At 66.9% G+C, this 15339-nt stretch carries 14 protein-coding genes; 13 read left to right on the top strand and 1 reads right to left on the bottom strand.

Annotated features, from left to right (window positions below; translation table 11 throughout):
- Positions 1 to 4: 4 nt before the first annotated feature.
- A complete protein-coding gene (locus tag OG326_RS26535) occupies positions 5 to 1273 on the bottom strand; it encodes a DUF418 domain-containing protein (RefSeq protein ID WP_327139834.1) in 1269 nt (422 codons plus the stop codon).
- A gap of 142 nt (positions 1274 to 1415) precedes the next feature.
- On the opposite strand from OG326_RS26535, the gene dop reads away from it, so the two are divergent.
- The 13 genes from dop (at position 1416) to OG326_RS26470 (ending at position 15326) form a co-directional block, all read left to right on the top strand.
- A complete protein-coding gene (gene dop, locus OG326_RS26530; protein ID WP_327139833.1) occupies positions 1416 to 2915 on the top strand; it encodes a depupylase/deamidase Dop in 1500 nt (499 codons plus the stop codon).
- Between the two features lie 201 nt (positions 2916 to 3116).
- Complete coding sequence (locus OG326_RS26525; protein WP_297615508.1) at positions 3117 to 3311, top strand: ubiquitin-like protein Pup; 195 nt, start codon at positions 3117 to 3119, stop codon at positions 3309 to 3311.
- Entirely contained in the window at positions 3308 to 4162 is an 855-nt protein-coding gene (gene prcB / locus OG326_RS26520) for a proteasome subunit beta (RefSeq protein ID WP_327139832.1), read from the top strand. Before OG326_RS26525 ends, prcB begins: the two co-directional genes overlap by 4 nt.
- Complete coding sequence (gene prcA / locus OG326_RS26515) at positions 4159 to 4935, top strand: proteasome subunit alpha (RefSeq protein ID WP_327139831.1); 777 nt, start codon at positions 4159 to 4161, stop codon at positions 4933 to 4935. The genes prcB and prcA overlap by 4 nt, the downstream gene beginning before the upstream one ends.
- Positions 4936 to 5197: 262 nt before the next feature.
- A complete protein-coding gene (gene pafA, locus OG326_RS26510; protein WP_327139830.1) occupies positions 5198 to 6556 on the top strand; it encodes a Pup--protein ligase in 1359 nt (452 codons plus the stop codon).
- Between the two features lie 79 nt (positions 6557 to 6635).
- A complete protein-coding gene (locus OG326_RS26505; RefSeq protein ID WP_327139829.1) occupies positions 6636 to 7628 on the top strand; it encodes a helix-turn-helix transcriptional regulator in 993 nt (330 codons plus the stop codon).
- Entirely contained in the window at positions 7625 to 8749 is a 1125-nt protein-coding gene (locus OG326_RS26500) for a helix-turn-helix transcriptional regulator (RefSeq protein ID WP_442790830.1), read from the top strand. Before OG326_RS26505 ends, OG326_RS26500 begins: the two co-directional genes overlap by 4 nt.
- 17 nt (positions 8750 to 8766) lie before the next feature.
- Positions 8767 to 9777, top strand: a complete 1011-nt coding sequence (locus OG326_RS26495; protein ID WP_327146591.1) for a 2-dehydropantoate 2-reductase — start codon at positions 8767 to 8769, stop codon at positions 9775 to 9777.
- Positions 9778 to 9841: 64 nt separating this feature from the next.
- Entirely contained in the window at positions 9842 to 10120 is a 279-nt protein-coding gene (gene tatA / locus OG326_RS26490) for a Sec-independent protein translocase subunit TatA (protein ID WP_327139828.1), read from the top strand.
- Between the two features lie 93 nt (positions 10121 to 10213).
- Entirely contained in the window at positions 10214 to 11188 is a 975-nt protein-coding gene (gene tatC, locus OG326_RS26485; RefSeq protein ID WP_327139827.1) for a twin-arginine translocase subunit TatC, read from the top strand.
- A gap of 2 nt (positions 11189 to 11190) precedes the next feature.
- Entirely contained in the window at positions 11191 to 13884 is a 2694-nt protein-coding gene (locus OG326_RS26480) for a DEAD/DEAH box helicase (protein WP_327139826.1), read from the top strand.
- Positions 13885 to 13998: 114 nt separating this feature from the next.
- A complete protein-coding gene (locus OG326_RS26475; protein WP_327139825.1) occupies positions 13999 to 14793 on the top strand; it encodes a DUF4333 domain-containing protein in 795 nt (264 codons plus the stop codon).
- Between the two features lie 170 nt (positions 14794 to 14963).
- Complete coding sequence (locus tag OG326_RS26470; protein ID WP_327139824.1) at positions 14964 to 15326, top strand: hypothetical protein; 363 nt, start codon at positions 14964 to 14966, stop codon at positions 15324 to 15326.
- Positions 15327 to 15339 lie beyond the last annotated feature (13 nt).

Here is a 15339-nt window from a genome sequence, read left to right as displayed (position 1 = left end):
TCGCCTATCCCGCTTCCCAGCGGCCCGCCGGTTCCGCGGACCGAGTCGCGCGGCTACCACGCCTGATCAGGGCGTGGTAGCTCGCATTCCACAGCCACTCCACCGGTCCGCGCTCGAAGCGGCGCAGCCAGAGATGGGCGAAACCGAGCATGAGGGCGGAAATGATCAAGTAGCAGGCGAGGGTGAACAGCACGCGGGAGTCGGGGGAGACCAGCGAGGCGATGCCCAGGCCCCAGCCGTAGCAGACGAAACCCGCCACCAGATTCTGAAGGATATAGCAGCTCAACGCCATTCGCCCCACCTCGGCCAAGCGGCGGCCGGCGAATCCCGGAGCCGGGCGGCGGGTGTAGATGTGCGCGACCAGGCCCAGAATGCCCAGCGCCACGAACGGGGCGGTGCCGTAGCGGGTCAGCAGGATCAGATCGCCGCCGCGCATACCCACGGTGAGATCCAGCGGTGCGGCCACCACGAAGCCGATAATCATGAGCCACTTGCGGATTCGTGCACCGGAGGGCTCGAAGACGCCCGCCCGGAACAGGCGCGCACCCAGCAGGAACAGGGCGATGGACAGGAAGAGGATGAAGACCGGTTCCAGGCGGAACAGCGCCGCGTGCTGTACCCGGAACACCACCAGATCCCAGAACGAGCCGTCCGCATAGGGATTCGGATCCAGCGGCGGCGGTGTGGGCGAATGGGGTTTGGGCCGGCTCGATTCCATGCCGATCGCCAGCAGCGTCAGCATGCCCAGGTGCACGGCCGCGGTCGCGATCAGCCAGCGCCGCTGCACCAGAGGGCTCCGCGCCAGGATGAATGCCACGATCAGGCCGGTCACCGCATAACCCATCAGCACATCGAATTCCGCGACGAACAGGAAGTTCACCAGCCCGTCCAGCAGCAGCAGACCCGCCCGCCACGGGTAGGGGCCCGGCCAGTCCCGCCCGGCCCGCACCGCCGAACGCTGCTGAATAGCCAGCCCGATCCCGAACATAATCGTCAGCAGGCCCAGGAATTTGCCCTGGGCCACCTGCTGCAGCGCCCGCTCGACCCAGAACCACACGCCCTGCGGCTCATCATTGCGTGAGATGTAGCCCACCAGCCCGGCGCCATTGGTGAAGATCCAGATATTCGTGCCGAGCGTGCCCAGGATGGCAATGCCGCGCAGCACGTCCAAGGCGGGTAGTCGCGCCGAACGCGGTTCGGCCGGAACGGGATTCACGCTGCCGGCGGGGCCGCGCGGTGGCTGCGGCTGCGCTCGGGACACCGGTTCGGCCATGGCTCACATTGTGTCTTCCGGGCAGGTCAGCGCGGATCGACCGCGAGAACGATGCCGGGTACGACCAGCGAATGACCCACCCTGATACCTGACCCGCACCCGGTCGCGCCCGATTCGCGGCCGCGTCGCCTAGGCTCGGGGCATGCAGCGCATCATCGGAATCGAGGTCGAGTACGGCATTTCGACGCCTTCGGAGCCGTCGGCCAACCCGATCCTCACGTCGACCCAGGCGGTCCTCGCCTATGCCGCAGCCGAAGGCGTGCCGCGCGCCAAACGAACCCGCTGGGACTACGAGGTGGAGTCACCGCTGCGCGATGCGCGCGGCTTCGACCTCGGACGACTCAACGGACCCGCACCGGTCATCGACGCCGACGAGGTCGGCGCGGCCAATATGATCCTGACGAACGGGGCCCGCCTCTACGTCGACCACGCGCACCCCGAATACTCCGCCCCCGAGGTCACCGACCCCCTGGACGCGGTGATCTGGGACAAGGCCGGTGAGCGGGTCATGGAGTCCGCCGCCCGCTTCGCCTCCAGCGTGCCCGGCGCCCCGCGCATGCAGCTGTACAAGAACAACACCGACGGCAAGGGCGCCTCCTACGGCACCCACGAGAACTACCTCATGAGCCGCGATACGCCGTTCAACCAGATCATCATCGGCCTCACCCCGTTCTTCGCCTCCCGCCAGGTGATCTGTGGTTCCGGCCGGGTCGGCATCGGCCAGAACGGTGATACCGCCGGTTTCCAGCTGTCCCAGCGCGCCGATTACATCGAGGTCGAGGTCGGCCTGGAGACCACGCTCAAGCGCGGCATCATCAACACCCGTGACGAACCGCACGCCGACGCCGACAAATACCGGCGGCTGCACGTCATCATCGGCGATGCCAACCTCGCCGAATGGTCCACCTACCTGAAGGTCGGCACCAGCGCCCTGGTGCTGGATCTCATCGAGGCCGGCGAGGACCTCTCGGATCTGCAACTGGCCCGGCCCGTCACCGCCGTGCACACCATCAGCCACGACCCGACGCTGCGCGCCACCGTCGCGCTTGCCGACGGCCGCGAGCTGACCGGGCTTGCGCTGCAACGCATCTACCTCGATCGCGTCGAGAAGTACATGGACCGCATCGGCAATGACGACGCACGCGTGCAGGACGTCATCGAGAAGTGGGCGCATGTGCTGGATCTGCTCGAGCGCGACCCCATGGAGACCGCGGACCTGCTCGACTGGACCGCGAAACTGCGCCTGCTGGAAGGCATGCGCAACCGTGAGGGCCTCAATTGGGCCGCACCCAAGCTGCACCTCGTCGACCTCCAGTACTCCGACGTACGTCTCGACAAGGGCCTCTACAACCGCCTCGTGGCCCGCGGATCCATGCAGCGCCTGGTCTCCGAACAACAGGTCCTGGACGCAATGACCAACCCGCCCACCGATACTCGCGCCTACTTCCGCGGTGAATGTCTGCGGCGTTTCGGCGCGGATATCGCCGCCGCCAGCTGGGATTCGGTGATCTTCGATCTGGGTGGCGATTCTTTGGTTCGCATCCCCACCCTCGAACCGCGCCGCGGCACCAAGTCACACGTGGGGAAACTGCTCGACGGCGTACAAACTGCTGCTGAACTGGTGCAACAGCTCACACACTGAGGTCTTTCTCGTCGGGTTCCAGGGGCTCGCCCCCAGGTCTTCCAGGGGTTCGGGGGCGGTGCCTGGGAGGCCTCTGGGATATAGCGGGACGACGTCAATGCGGTTAATCCGGCGTGTTGTCCGTATGGCTGGGTAGTGTTGGGGGACGGGCATCGGATTTTCTCCGGTGCTCGCCGATGATCACAGAGGAGGTCGGCTGCTATGGCACAAGAGCAGACCAAGCGCGCCGGTGGTGGCGACGAGGATGAGGGTCCAGTCGAGGGCGGTGCTGCGGGGCAGGAGCGTCGCGAAAAACTGGCTGAGGAGACCGACGACCTGCTCGACGAGATCGACGATGTCCTCGAGGAGAATGCCGAGGACTTCGTGCGTGCGTATGTTCAGAAGGGCGGCCAGTGACCTCAGGCGACCCCTTGCGTCTCCAGACGGGGTACGCCCTCTCGTCCTTCTCCGAATACCTGCGGCTCAATGCGCCGGAACTGTTGCCAGGCAATAATTTCCGGACCGACGGCGCGCACCCCCTGGGGAGTGCGCCGTCGGATATCGCACCGCACGGCACCACCATCGTCGCGGTCTCCTACCGCGGCGGTGTGCTGATCGCCGGCGACCGCCGGGCCACCCAGGGCAACCTGCTGGCCAGCCGTGACATCGAGAAGGTGTACATCACCGACACCTTCTCCGCGGCCGGCATCGCGGGCACCGCGGGTATGGCCATCGAGATGATCCGGCTGTTCGCGGTGGAGCTCGAGTACTACGAGAAGATCGAGGGCGTCTCCCTCACCTTCGACGGCAAGGCAAACAAGCTCTCGAAAATGGTGCGCGACAACCTGCCTGCGGCCCTGCAGGGCCTGGTCGTGGTGCCGCTCCTGGTCGGCTACGACCCGGACGCCTCCGACCCGGACAGGTCCGGGCGCATCATCTCCTACGACGTGGTCGGCGGCCGCAGCGAAGAGCGATTCGGTTATACCGCTGTCGGTTCCGGCTCCCTGTTCGCCAGGTCCTCGCTCAAGAAGACCTACCGCCGCGGCATCGATCAGGACCAGGCGCTGAGTATCGCCGTCGAGTCCCTGTTCGACGCCGCCGACGACGACACCGCCACCGGCGGTCCCGACACCATGCGGGGCATCTACCCGACGGCGATCGTCATCGATTCCGAAGGCTCCGTTGAGGTGTCGGAGGGTCGGCTGGCCGAGATCACCCGTGAGATCGTGGCCACGCGCGCGGACGAAGAAGGGGGTGCCCGAGCATGACACTGCCGTATTACGCGTCCGCCGAACAGATCATGCGCGACAAGACCGAACTTGCGCGCAAGGGCATCGCACGAGGCCGCAGTGTTGTGGTGCTGGTGTACGACAAAGGTGTGGTGTTCGTCGCCGAGAACCCTTCGGCCACACTGCACAAGGTGAGCGAGCTGTACGACCGCGTCGGCTTCGCCGCCGTCGGCAAGTACAACGAGTTCGAAAGCCTGCGCCGCGGTGGCATTCTGCAGGCCGATCTGCGCGGTTACCAGTTCGACCGGCGCGATGTCACCGGCCGATTCCTGGCCAACCTGTACGCGCAGAGCCTCGGCACCATCTTCACCGATCAGCTCAAGCCGTTCGAGGTGGAGATCTGCATCGCCGAGGTGGGCTATCCGGGGGCAGAACCGAACTCGGTGCTGTACCGGATCAACTTCGACGGATCGATTGTCGACGAGCGCGAATTCGTGGTGATGGGCGGCAATACCGACCCGATCGTCACCGCGCTCAAGGATTCCTACCGGCCGGGCCTGGATCTGCACTCCGCAGTGACGGTGGCAATGCAGGCCCTGCAAAAGTCGGCGCCGGAAAACGCCGACAAGGACAAGAAACCGACGGGTGGGTCGCAGCTCGAAGTGGCAACTCTCGAGCAGTCCCGGCCGCGGCGGGCGTTCCGCCGCATTACCGGCGGCGCACTGCAGGAGCTGATCACCGGTAAGGCGCAGAGCGCCACCGCGACAGCCGAGGCCGACAAGCCGTCGGCCGGAGATCCCTCGCAGGCCTAGCAAAATCCCGGAATCCCCGATCACCCACCGCATGTGGGCGATCGGGGATTTCTTTTTCCGGCAGTTCCGGTACCCGCTGCCACGTTGCACTCGGACCCTCCGAGTGTTTGCACTCTGTACAGCAGAGTGCAAAGGGGCCTTGCTTTTTCGCTGCCTACGGCCGGTGCGGGGTTGCACTCAGTGCTAAATCGTTGTGAATACGTTTGCATCGCATGTCCGACACCACCCTTATCGGGCACTACATCGCTGTAATGTCGATAGGGTGCAGCGACGAATCATGGGGATCGAAACCGAATTCGGGGTGACGTGCACCTTCCACGGTCACCGTCGGTTGAGTCCTGACGAGGTGGCCCGGTACCTTTTCCGCCGGGTAGTTTCCTGGGGCCGTAGTTCGAACGTGTTCCTCCGCAACGGTGCCCGGCTCTACCTTGATGTCGGTTCACATCCGGAGTACGCAACGGCCGAGTGCGACAGCTTGGTGCAGCTGGTCACTCATGACCGCGCCGGTGAACGGGTCCTGGAGGATCTGCTCATCGACGCCGAACAGCGTCTTGCCGAAGAGGGCATAGGCGGTGACATCTATCTCTTCAAGAACAACACCGACTCCGCGGGCAACTCCTACGGCTGTCACGAGAACTTCCTCGTGGTGCGTGCGGGCGAGTTCTCCCGGATATCGGATGTGCTGCTGCCCTTCCTGGTGACCCGTCAGCTCATCTGCGGGGCCGGAAAGATCCTGCAGACGCCCAAGGCCGCCACGTTCTGCCTCTCGCAGCGCGCGGAGCACATCTGGGAGGGCGTCTCCTCGGCGACCACGCGGTCGCGGCCCATCATCAACACTCGTGATGAGCCGCATGCCGATGCCGAGAAGTACCGCCGCCTGCATGTCATCGTCGGCGACTCGAATATGGCCGAGCCGAGCACCATGCTCAAGGTCGGCACCGCATCGCTCGTCCTGGAGATGATCGAGGCGGGGGTCGCGTTCCGGGACTTCGCTCTGGACAACCCGATTCGCGCCATTCGCGAGGTCTCGCATGATCTCACCGGACGCCGTCCGGTGCGGTTGGCGGGCGGCCGGCAGGCCAGTGCCCTGGAAATCCAGCGCGAGTACTACGCCCGCGCCGTCGAGCATCTGCGCAATCGCGATCGCGATCCGCAGGTCGACGCGGTGGTGGATCTGTGGGGTCGCACCCTCGATGCCGTCGAGGCGCAGGATTTCGCCAAGGTGGACACCGAGATCGACTGGGTCATCAAGCGCAAGCTGTTCCAGCGCTATCAGGATCGCTACAGCATGGAGCTGTCCGATCCCAAGATCGCGCAATTGGATCTGGCCTACCACGACATCAAGCGCGGCCGCGGCGTCTTCGACCTGCTGCAGCGCAAGGGTCTGGCCAAGCGCATCACCGAGGACGAGGCGGTCGACGCCGCGGTCAACACCCCGCCGCAGACCACCCGCGCCAAACTGCGCGGCGATTTCATCACCGCCGCACAGGAGGCCGGCCGCGATTTCACGGTCGACTGGGTGCATCTCAAGCTCAATGACCAGGCGCAGCGCACCGTGCTCTGCAAGGACCCGTTCCGTTCGGTGGACGAGCGCGTGGATCGGCTCATCGCCTCGATGTAAGACCGCTATTGCGAAGGGCGGCCCGGCATGTCCGGGTCGCCCTACGCGCGCGAGGGTGGCACACACTACTCTCTAACGGGTGGCGATATCCAAGGTCGAGCGGTTGATGAATCTGGTTATCGCGCTGCTGTCCACCCGCCAATTCCTGACCGCCGAGCGGATTCGGGACAGTGTGGCCGGGTACGAGGAGTCCGCGAGCGATGAGGCTTTCAGCCGCATGTTCGAGCGCGACAAGAACGAGCTGCGCGATCTGGGCATACCCCTGGAAATCGGCCCCATCAGCCGGTATTCGGGCGCGGAGGGCTATCGCATCAATCGCGATGCGTACGAGCTACCCGATATCGATCTGACCAGCGCGGAGTCGGCTGCCGTCGCGGTGGCCGTGCAGCTGTGGGAATCCCCGGAACTGGCCGCGGCAGCCGAGGGCGGACTGCTCAAGCTGCGCGCCGCCGGTATCCATGTGGAACCCGATGCAGGGTTCGCCTCGGTGCCCGCGGTTCCCGCGCGCACGCGCGGTTCGGAACCGGTGCTGAGCAAACTGCTCGCCGCCGTCGATGCGGGCCGCTCGGTGCGCTTCCTGCACCGGCAATCGCACGGCGATCCGATCGAGCGCGATGTGCAGCCGTGGGGTGTGGTCACCCATCACGGCCGCTGGTATCTCGTCGGCTACGACAATGCACGCAATGCACAGCGCACCTTCCGGGTCTCCCGCATCGGTGAGGCGGTCACCGAATACGGTCCGGCCAATGCCGTGCACAAGCCCGAGGGCGTGGATCTGCGCGCGGTGGTCGCCGAGGTCACCAGCCAGGCGCCGATCGCCGGTTCGGCGACCGTCTGGGTGGCCGACGGCCGCGGTCAGGAGATCCGCCGGCTGGGCGCGATCATGGAGGAGCGGGCGCTCGGTGGCCGTCCCGGCGCCATTGTCGAGGTGCCCATCCGCTCGCGTGACTGGCTGGCCCGGCTCATTACCGGATTGGGTGCGGACGCCCTGGTGCTCGCACCGGAAGATCTGCGCGAGAACGTGATTGCGAGGCTCGAGTCGGTGCTGGAGCGGAACGAGGTGTCGGCATGAGCGACGGGGGCGGTGCACGCAAGGATGCCGCGGGCGGTGCACGCAAAGATGCACAGAGTGCCGCGGACGGGGGGCGCGTGTCGAACGGTTCCCGGGAACGCCGGGCCGCGGCGGCCGCGAGCACCCGGCTGTCGGTGCGGTTGTCGCGCCTGCTGAATATGGTCCCGTACTTCCAGGCGCACCCGGGCATCAGCGCCGCCGAGGCGGCCGCGGAACTGGGTGTGACCACCAAACAGCTGATGAGCGACCTGAATCAGCTGTGGATGTGCGGACTTCCGGGCTACGGCCCGGGTGATCTGATCGATCTGTCGTTCTCCGAGGAGAGCATCGAGGTCACCTTCTCCGCCGGTATCGACCGGCCGCTGCGCCTGACCTCGCTGGAGGCCACGGCGCTGCTGGTGGCGCTGCGCTCCATCGCGGACCTGCCCGGCATGGTGGATCCGAGCGCCGCGCATTCGGCCACCGCCAAAATCGAATCCGCCATCTCCGGAACGGAATTCGAGGTGGCCCCGGCCCCGGCCGAAGCGCCGTCCGTGGCGACCGTGCGCACCGCGCTGGCCAAGAATCGCGCGCTGCGCCTGGTCTACTACTCCGCCAGCCGCGATGTCGTCTCCGAACGAGTGGTCGACCCGATTCGTATTGTCCTGGTGGACAACAACAGCTATCTGCAGGCCTGGTGCCGGCAGGCCGAGGGGGTGCGCCTGTTCCGCCTCGACCGCATCGAGGAGGCCACCGAACTCGACGAACCGGCCCGGCCGCCCGCCGAGGCGGCGCTCGACGAGACCGCCGCCCTGGACCTGTTCGTCGACGATGCGGCGGTTCCGCTGGCGCGCCTGCTGATCGGCGCCGACTACGGCTGGGTGCTGGATCAGTACCAGATGCACCGTGTCGCACTGCATCCCGACGGCAGTATCGAGGCCACCATGCGCTTCGCCACCCTGGACTGGATGGCGCGCCTGCTGCTCGGCTTCGGCGGCGGGGTCACCGTGCTCGGCCCGCCCGAACTGGTGACCGCGGTGCGGGAGCGTTCGGGCACCGCGCTGGCCGCGTATTCGGCGCTGGCACAGGGCGATCCGGCGGCGTTCCACCTGACCGGTTTCGAGGAGGTCGGTCCCGCTTGAGTGCAGCACAGCGTGTGATGGTGCTCGGCGCGGGCAGTATCGGTCTCTATGTCGGCGGAAAACTCGCCGCGGCGGGCGCGGACGTCACGTTCGTGGGACGGCCGCGCATGCTCGACGAGATCACGACCTCCGGGCTGCGGCTGACCGATCTGGACGGCACTGACGACCGCGTCGAGCCCGGCGCGTTCCGGACGGCCACCGATCCGTCCGCGGTCGCCGATGCCGATCTGGTGCTGATCACGGTGAAGTCCGCCGGTACCGCGGCCGCCGCGCAGGAACTGGCGGGTCTGGTCAAACCCGGCACCGTGGTGATCAGCCTGCAGAACGGCATCGGCAACGACACCGTCATCCGGGAGATCCTGCCCGCATGCGTGGTACTGGCCGGAATGGTCATGTTCAATGTCGTGCATCACGAGAACGGGCGCTTCCATCGCGGCACCACGGGCGGTATCGCGGTCGCCGATGACGCGGTGCTGAACCGGTTCGCCCCGGTCCTGCAGGCATCCGGTCTCGGCTGGAAGCGGCATCCGGACCTGCTGCCCGTGCAGTGGGCGAAGCTGCTGCTGAATCTGAACAATCCCATCAATGCCCTGTCCGGCCGCCCGCTGCGCGAGGAGCTGGGCACCCGTGACTACCGCCGCTGCCTGGCGCTGGCCCAGCACGAGGCGCTGACGGTCATGACGGCCGCGCGCATCGAACCCGCCCGGCTCACCGTGCTGCCGCCCGAGGCCATGGTGCGGTTGCTGACCGTTCCCGACGGCCTGTTCCGCCGGGTTGCCGGACGGGTGCTGGCCATCGATCCGGTGGCCCGCTCGTCCATGGCCGATGACCTGGCGGCGGGTCGCAAGACCGAGATCCCTTGGCTCTGTGGTGAAATCGTGAGCCTGGGCGCCATGGTGGGCTTGCCCACCCCGGTGAACCAGCGCCTGATCGAACTCGTGACAGCTGCGGAGAACGGTGACCGTCGCACCTGGTCGGGGCCGGAGTTGCTGGCACAGCTGAGTGCGGCGAGCCGCTCCGGGTCTTGACGCCGCCGCCGGGCATATGCATGTCCGGTAGCATCTGAAACACCACAGTCTTTGGAGGTAGGAAATGACAGGCGCCATCAGCCCGTGGCACTTGGTGATCGTCGCGCTGATTTTCTTGCTGTTCTTCGGCTCGAAGCGCATGCCCGACGCGGCTCGTAGCCTCGGCCGGTCGATGCGGATCTTCAAGAGCGAAGTCAGCCAGATGCAGAACGAGGCCAAGACGGGCGAGGCCGCTCCCGAGGCGCCCGCCGCCCCGCAGCAGCAGCTCCCCGCGGCTGCACCCGTACAGGCGCAGCCGGTTGTCGCACCGCAGCCCGTGAACGTCGAGAAGCCGCAGGTCTGACACCATTCGATGCCGGGGTGAGCTGATGCTCATCCCGGGTCAGGCGTTGTCCGGGTCCGGGGCGTTCACTCGCAGCGAGGCAGTCACACACACATGCGTATTCCGTTCGACCCCAGGCGCAGCCGCCGCCGCACCAATCCCGACGGCACCATGTCGCTCGTGGATCATCTGGCGGAGCTCCGGTATCGGTTGCTCATCGCGCTGGCCGCCATCTCGGTCACCACGCTGTTCGGTTTCTACTGGTATTCGCACACCATCTTCGGGATCGAGAGTCTCGGGCATGTGCTGACCGGGCCGTACTGCGCCCTTCCGGCGGATCGCCGCGCCAATCTCAGCCCCGACGGGGCCTGCCGGTTGCTGGCCACCGCGCCCTTCGAGCAGTTCATGCTGCGCCTGAAGGTCGGTGCGACCGCGGGTGTCGTGCTGGCCTGCCCGGTGTGGCTGTACCAGCTGTGGGCGTTCGTCACGCCCGGCCTGTACTCGAAGGAGCGCAGGTATGCGATCACCTTCGTCACCGCCGGAGCGGCGCTGTTCGTCACCGGTGCGGTGCTCGCGTATATCGTTGTCGCCCATGCCCTGAGCTTCCTGCTGACCATCGGTGACGGCACTCAGATCACCGCGCTGAGCGGTTCGCTGTACTTCGGGTTCATCATCAAATTGCTCGTGGTGTTCGGTGTGAGCTTCGAGACGCCGCTGCTCATCGTGGGGCTGAACTTCCTCGGTGTGCTCACCTACGAGCGGCTGACCAAGTGGCGGCGCGGGCTGATCTTCGGCCTGTTCGTCTTCGCCGCGATCGTCACCCCGCAGGACCCGTTCTCCATGCTGGCGCTGGCGCTGGCGCTGACCGTGCTGTTCGAGATGGCCGTGCAGATCGCCCGCATCAATGACAAGCGCAAGGCCCGCAATGCCGAGAACTGGAGCAATCTCGCCGACGACGAGGCCTCGCCGCTCGGTGACAAGGACAACTTCGACCACGGCGTGACACCCGTGGAGACTCCGCAGCCGGTTCCCGCGGCCGCGCCGGAGAAAACAACGGGCAGCCTGTCGGATTACTCCGATACCCTCTGACGGTGACATCAAGGTCGCTTACTGGCGAACTGGCGGCATTCGCCGCCGAGCTGAAATTCGAGCTGGATCCGTTCCAGCTGACCTCGTGTGAGGCGCTCGCGGGCGGGCACAGTGTGCTCGTCTGCGCGCCCACCGGCGCCGGCAAAACCGTGGTGGGGGAATTCGCCGTCCACCTGGCGCTGGCCTCGGGCGGCAAATGCTTCTATACGACGCCCATCAAGGCGCTGTCGAACCAGAAGTTCGCCGATCTGACGGCCCGCTACGGGCGCGAGACGGTCGGCTTGCTCACCGGTGACCAGTCCATCAATCCGCACGCCTCCGTCGTGGTCATGACCACCGAGGTGCTGCGGAATATGATCTACGCGAGTTCCGATGCGCTACAGGGGCTTTCGTATGTGGTGATGGACGAGGTGCACTACCTGGCGGACCGGTTCCGCGGTGCGGTGTGGGAGGAGGTCATCCTGCACCTGCCGCCCGAGGTGCGGCTGGCGTGCCTGTCGGCGACGGTCAGCAATGCCGAGGAATTCGGCGCGTGGATGGAGACGGTGCGCGGCGATACCGCGGTCATCGTGGACGAGACCCGGCCGGTGCCGCTCTCGCAGCACGTGCTGGTCGGGCGCCGCATGTTCGATCTGTTCGATGCCAAGTCCAGCGATAAGAAGGTGCTGGTCGACGAGGATCTGGTGCGCTTCATCAAGCAGCGCGAGGCCGCCGACCGCCAGGAGCACTTCGGGGTGCCCGGGCGCGGGCGCGGCGGGCCGCGGCGGTTCTTCCGCCCGGTGCCGCGGCCGGAGGTGATCGCCCGCCTCGACGAGGAGCGGCTGCTGCCGGCCATCACCTTCATCTTCAGCCGCGCGGGCTGTGACGGTGCGCTGCAGCAGTGTGTGCGCTCGCGGCTGGATCTCACCCGGGACGACGATCGCGCCGAGGTCGACGCGATCATCGAGAAGCACACCGGTGAGCTGCCGCGCGGCGATCTCGAGGTGCTGGGCTACTGGGAGTGGCGCGAGGGCCTGCACCGCGGTTTCGCGGCGCATCACGCGGGCATGCTGCCGGCCTTCCGGCATACGGTCGAGGAGCTGTTCGTACGCGGCCTCGTGCGTGCCGTATTCGCCACGGAGACACTGGCTCTGGGCATCAATATGCCCGCGCGCACCGTGGTGCTGGAACGGTTGGTGAAGTTCAACGGCGAGACCCATGCGGAACTGACACCGGGGGAGTACACGCAGCTCACCGGTCGTGCGGGCCGGCGTGGCATCGATGTCGAGGGCCATGCGGTGGTCATGTGGAATCCCGAACTCGACACCAGTGCGGTGGCCGGATTGGCTTCCACGCGTACCTATCCGCTCAAGAGTTCGTTCCGGCCCGGCTACAACATGTCCATCAATCTGGTGGACCGGATGGGCGCGGAGGACGCACGGCGACTGCTGGAGCGGTCCTTCGCGCAGTTCCAGGCCGACCGGTCGGTCGTGGGCCTGGTGCGCGGCATCGAACGCAATGAGGCACAGCTGAGCAAGCTGCGCTCACAGCTCGGCGATGACGATTTCCTCGAGTACTTCCAACTGCGCGAACGCATTCGGGGCCGGGAACGGGCCATCGAGAACCAGGGTCGCACCGATCGCCGCTCCGCCGCCGTCTCCGCACTGGCCGGGCTGCGGCGCGGGGATGTGGTGGCGATTCCGGCGGGACGTCGCCAGGGACTTGCCGTGGTGCTGGAACCGGATCAGACGCCGGGGGATCCGCGCCCGCTGGTGCTCACCGAGGACAAGTGGGCGGGCCGGGTCTCGGCCGCCGATTTCCCGACCCCCGCGCAATCGCTGGGGCATCTGCGCCTGCCGCGGCACGTCGATCACCGGACCTCCCGGGTGCGCCGGGATCTGGCCTCGGCGCTGCGCAGCACCGGCATCGTGGTGCCCGGCGGCAAGCGCGGCGGCAAGAAGTCCAAGGCCGCCGACGACCATGAGCTGCAGGCGCTTCGGCGGGCCCTGCGCAACCATCCGGCACACGAGCGCCCGGATCGCGAGCAGCTGGCGCGCCTGGGCGAACGCTACAACCGCACCGAGCGCGAAACCGAGTCCATGCGGAAGGAAGTGGCCTCGACGACGAACTCGCTGGCGCGCACCTTCGATCGCATTCTCGGACTGCTGGGCGAACGCGGTTATGTCGAGGACGGTGAGGTGACCGCGGACGGGCGGCGACTGGCGCGCATCTACGCCGAAGCCGATCTGGTGGTGGCCGAATGCCTGCGTGAGGGTCTGTGGCGCGGTCTAGGTCCGGCCGAATTGGCGTCGGTGGTATCGATCCTGGTGTTCGAATCCCGCCAGGAGGGCGGCTATCTCGGCGCTTCGGGTCCGACCGCGCCCATTCGCCGGGCGGTCGACGCGACCATCGGGGTGTGGACGCAATTGCGGTCCGACGAATCCCGGCATCGGCTGCCGCCGACCCGGGAGCCGGACCTCGGTTTTGTCAACGGCATCCATTCCTGGGCGCGCGGTGACGACCTCGCCGACGCCCTGCTCACCAGCGGGGATCGCGGAAACCCGCTCTCCGCGGGCGATTTCGTGCGCTGGTGCCGGCAGATCATCGACATGCTGGATCAGATCCACAACACCGCCGATGACGTGGAGGTCGCGGCCACCGCGTCCAAGGCGGTCAAGGCAATTCGGCGGGGTGTCGTCGCGGTGGACGCGGCGTAGCCAATTGGACTGTGCTTTGATTCTCTAAGACGTACCGACCGCGGCGGGCTCACGAGCGTGTTCCTGCTCGGGGGGCTAGCGTGTGTACATCGGATTGCGAGTGGAGGCAAGCAAATGAGCGGCCCGTACGGACCGAACGACGCCCCAGGCACTGGGGAGGGACGCAACGATCCGACGCAGCACTGGGGAGGCGGCCAGCCCGCGCCCGGCGGCGCCGGACCGAACTGGGGTGGTCAGCAGCCTGCGCAGCCGACCACGAATTGGGGAGACCAGCAGCAACCGCAGCAGCCGTGGGCGCAGAGCCAGCCGCCGCAGCCGCAGCCCGGGCAGGAGCCGTGGGCACAGGGGCAGCCGCAGCAGCCGCAACCCGGTCAGCAGTGGGGGCAGAGTCAGCCGCAGTGGGCGCAGCCCGGGCAGCCGGGTCAGCCGCCGGTGACCGGCCAGGAGTGGGGGCAGCAGCCGCCGCAGACCGGTCAGCAGCCGTGGGCGGGTAGCCAGCCGCAGTGGCCGCAGCAGGGCCAGCCGGGTCAGCCCGGCCAGCCGGGCTGGGATCAGCAGCAGCCGGGCCAGCAGTGGCCGCAGCCGCAACCGCCCAAAAAGAAGAAGACCGGCCTGATCATCGGCATCGTGGTCGCCGTGGTGGTGGTGCTCGGCGCCGTCATCACCGGTGTGCTGGTGCTGACCGCCAAGGATCAGCTGGACAATTCGGCCGTGGCGACCGGTGTCCAGAAGGTGCTCAAGGATTCCTACGGCATCGATGATGTCCAGGATGTGAGCTGCCCGTCCGGCCAGAAGGTCGAGGTCGACAAGACCTTCGACTGCTCGCTCAAGGTCGGCGGCGAAGCCAAGAAGGTCACCATCAAGGTCACCAAGTCCGATGGCACCTATGAGGTCGGCCGCCCGAGCTGACCGATAGCACGACAACCGCTGGGCCCGGGGTGATCTCACGATCACCGCGGGCCTGCGGCATTTTCGGGGGTGATGCGGGCCGGTTGCCGGAGTAGAGTGGCCGGTGATCTTGAAAGTGGCTGGGAGTTGGGGGCGTGATGAAAACTGCTGTGCGTAAGGCGTCTTGGAGCGTGACCGTGATCGCGGCGGTGGCCGCGGCCCTCGCTCCCGCGGTGGTGCACGCCGCGGGGCCCGATCCCGTGGTCAACGACTGTGCGAGCTATCCGGCCCAGTCCGTGACGCGTCCGGCGAATCTGCTGCTGGCCTGCGGGGACGGCGGTCTGTGGGTCAAGAACATCACCTGGAGTTCCTGGGGCCCCGATACGGCCGAGGGCGACGGCACCGAGTACCGGCGAGTCTGCGTTCCCGATTGCGCCACCGGCGGCGTCTCGACCGGGCCGACCCACATCACGCTGCGGAATCTCGACGGCGGCCGCTTCAAGCAGGCCCTGATCTCCGACCTGAGCGGTAAGCCGGAGACCTGGCCGCTGTGATCAGCGCTCGACT

The sequence above is a fragment of the Nocardia sp. NBC_01327 genome (genome assembly GCF_035958815.1).
Taxonomy (GTDB): Bacteria; Actinomycetota; Actinomycetes; order Mycobacteriales; family Mycobacteriaceae; genus Nocardia.
This window is presented reverse-complemented; position numbering and strand designations above follow the sequence as displayed.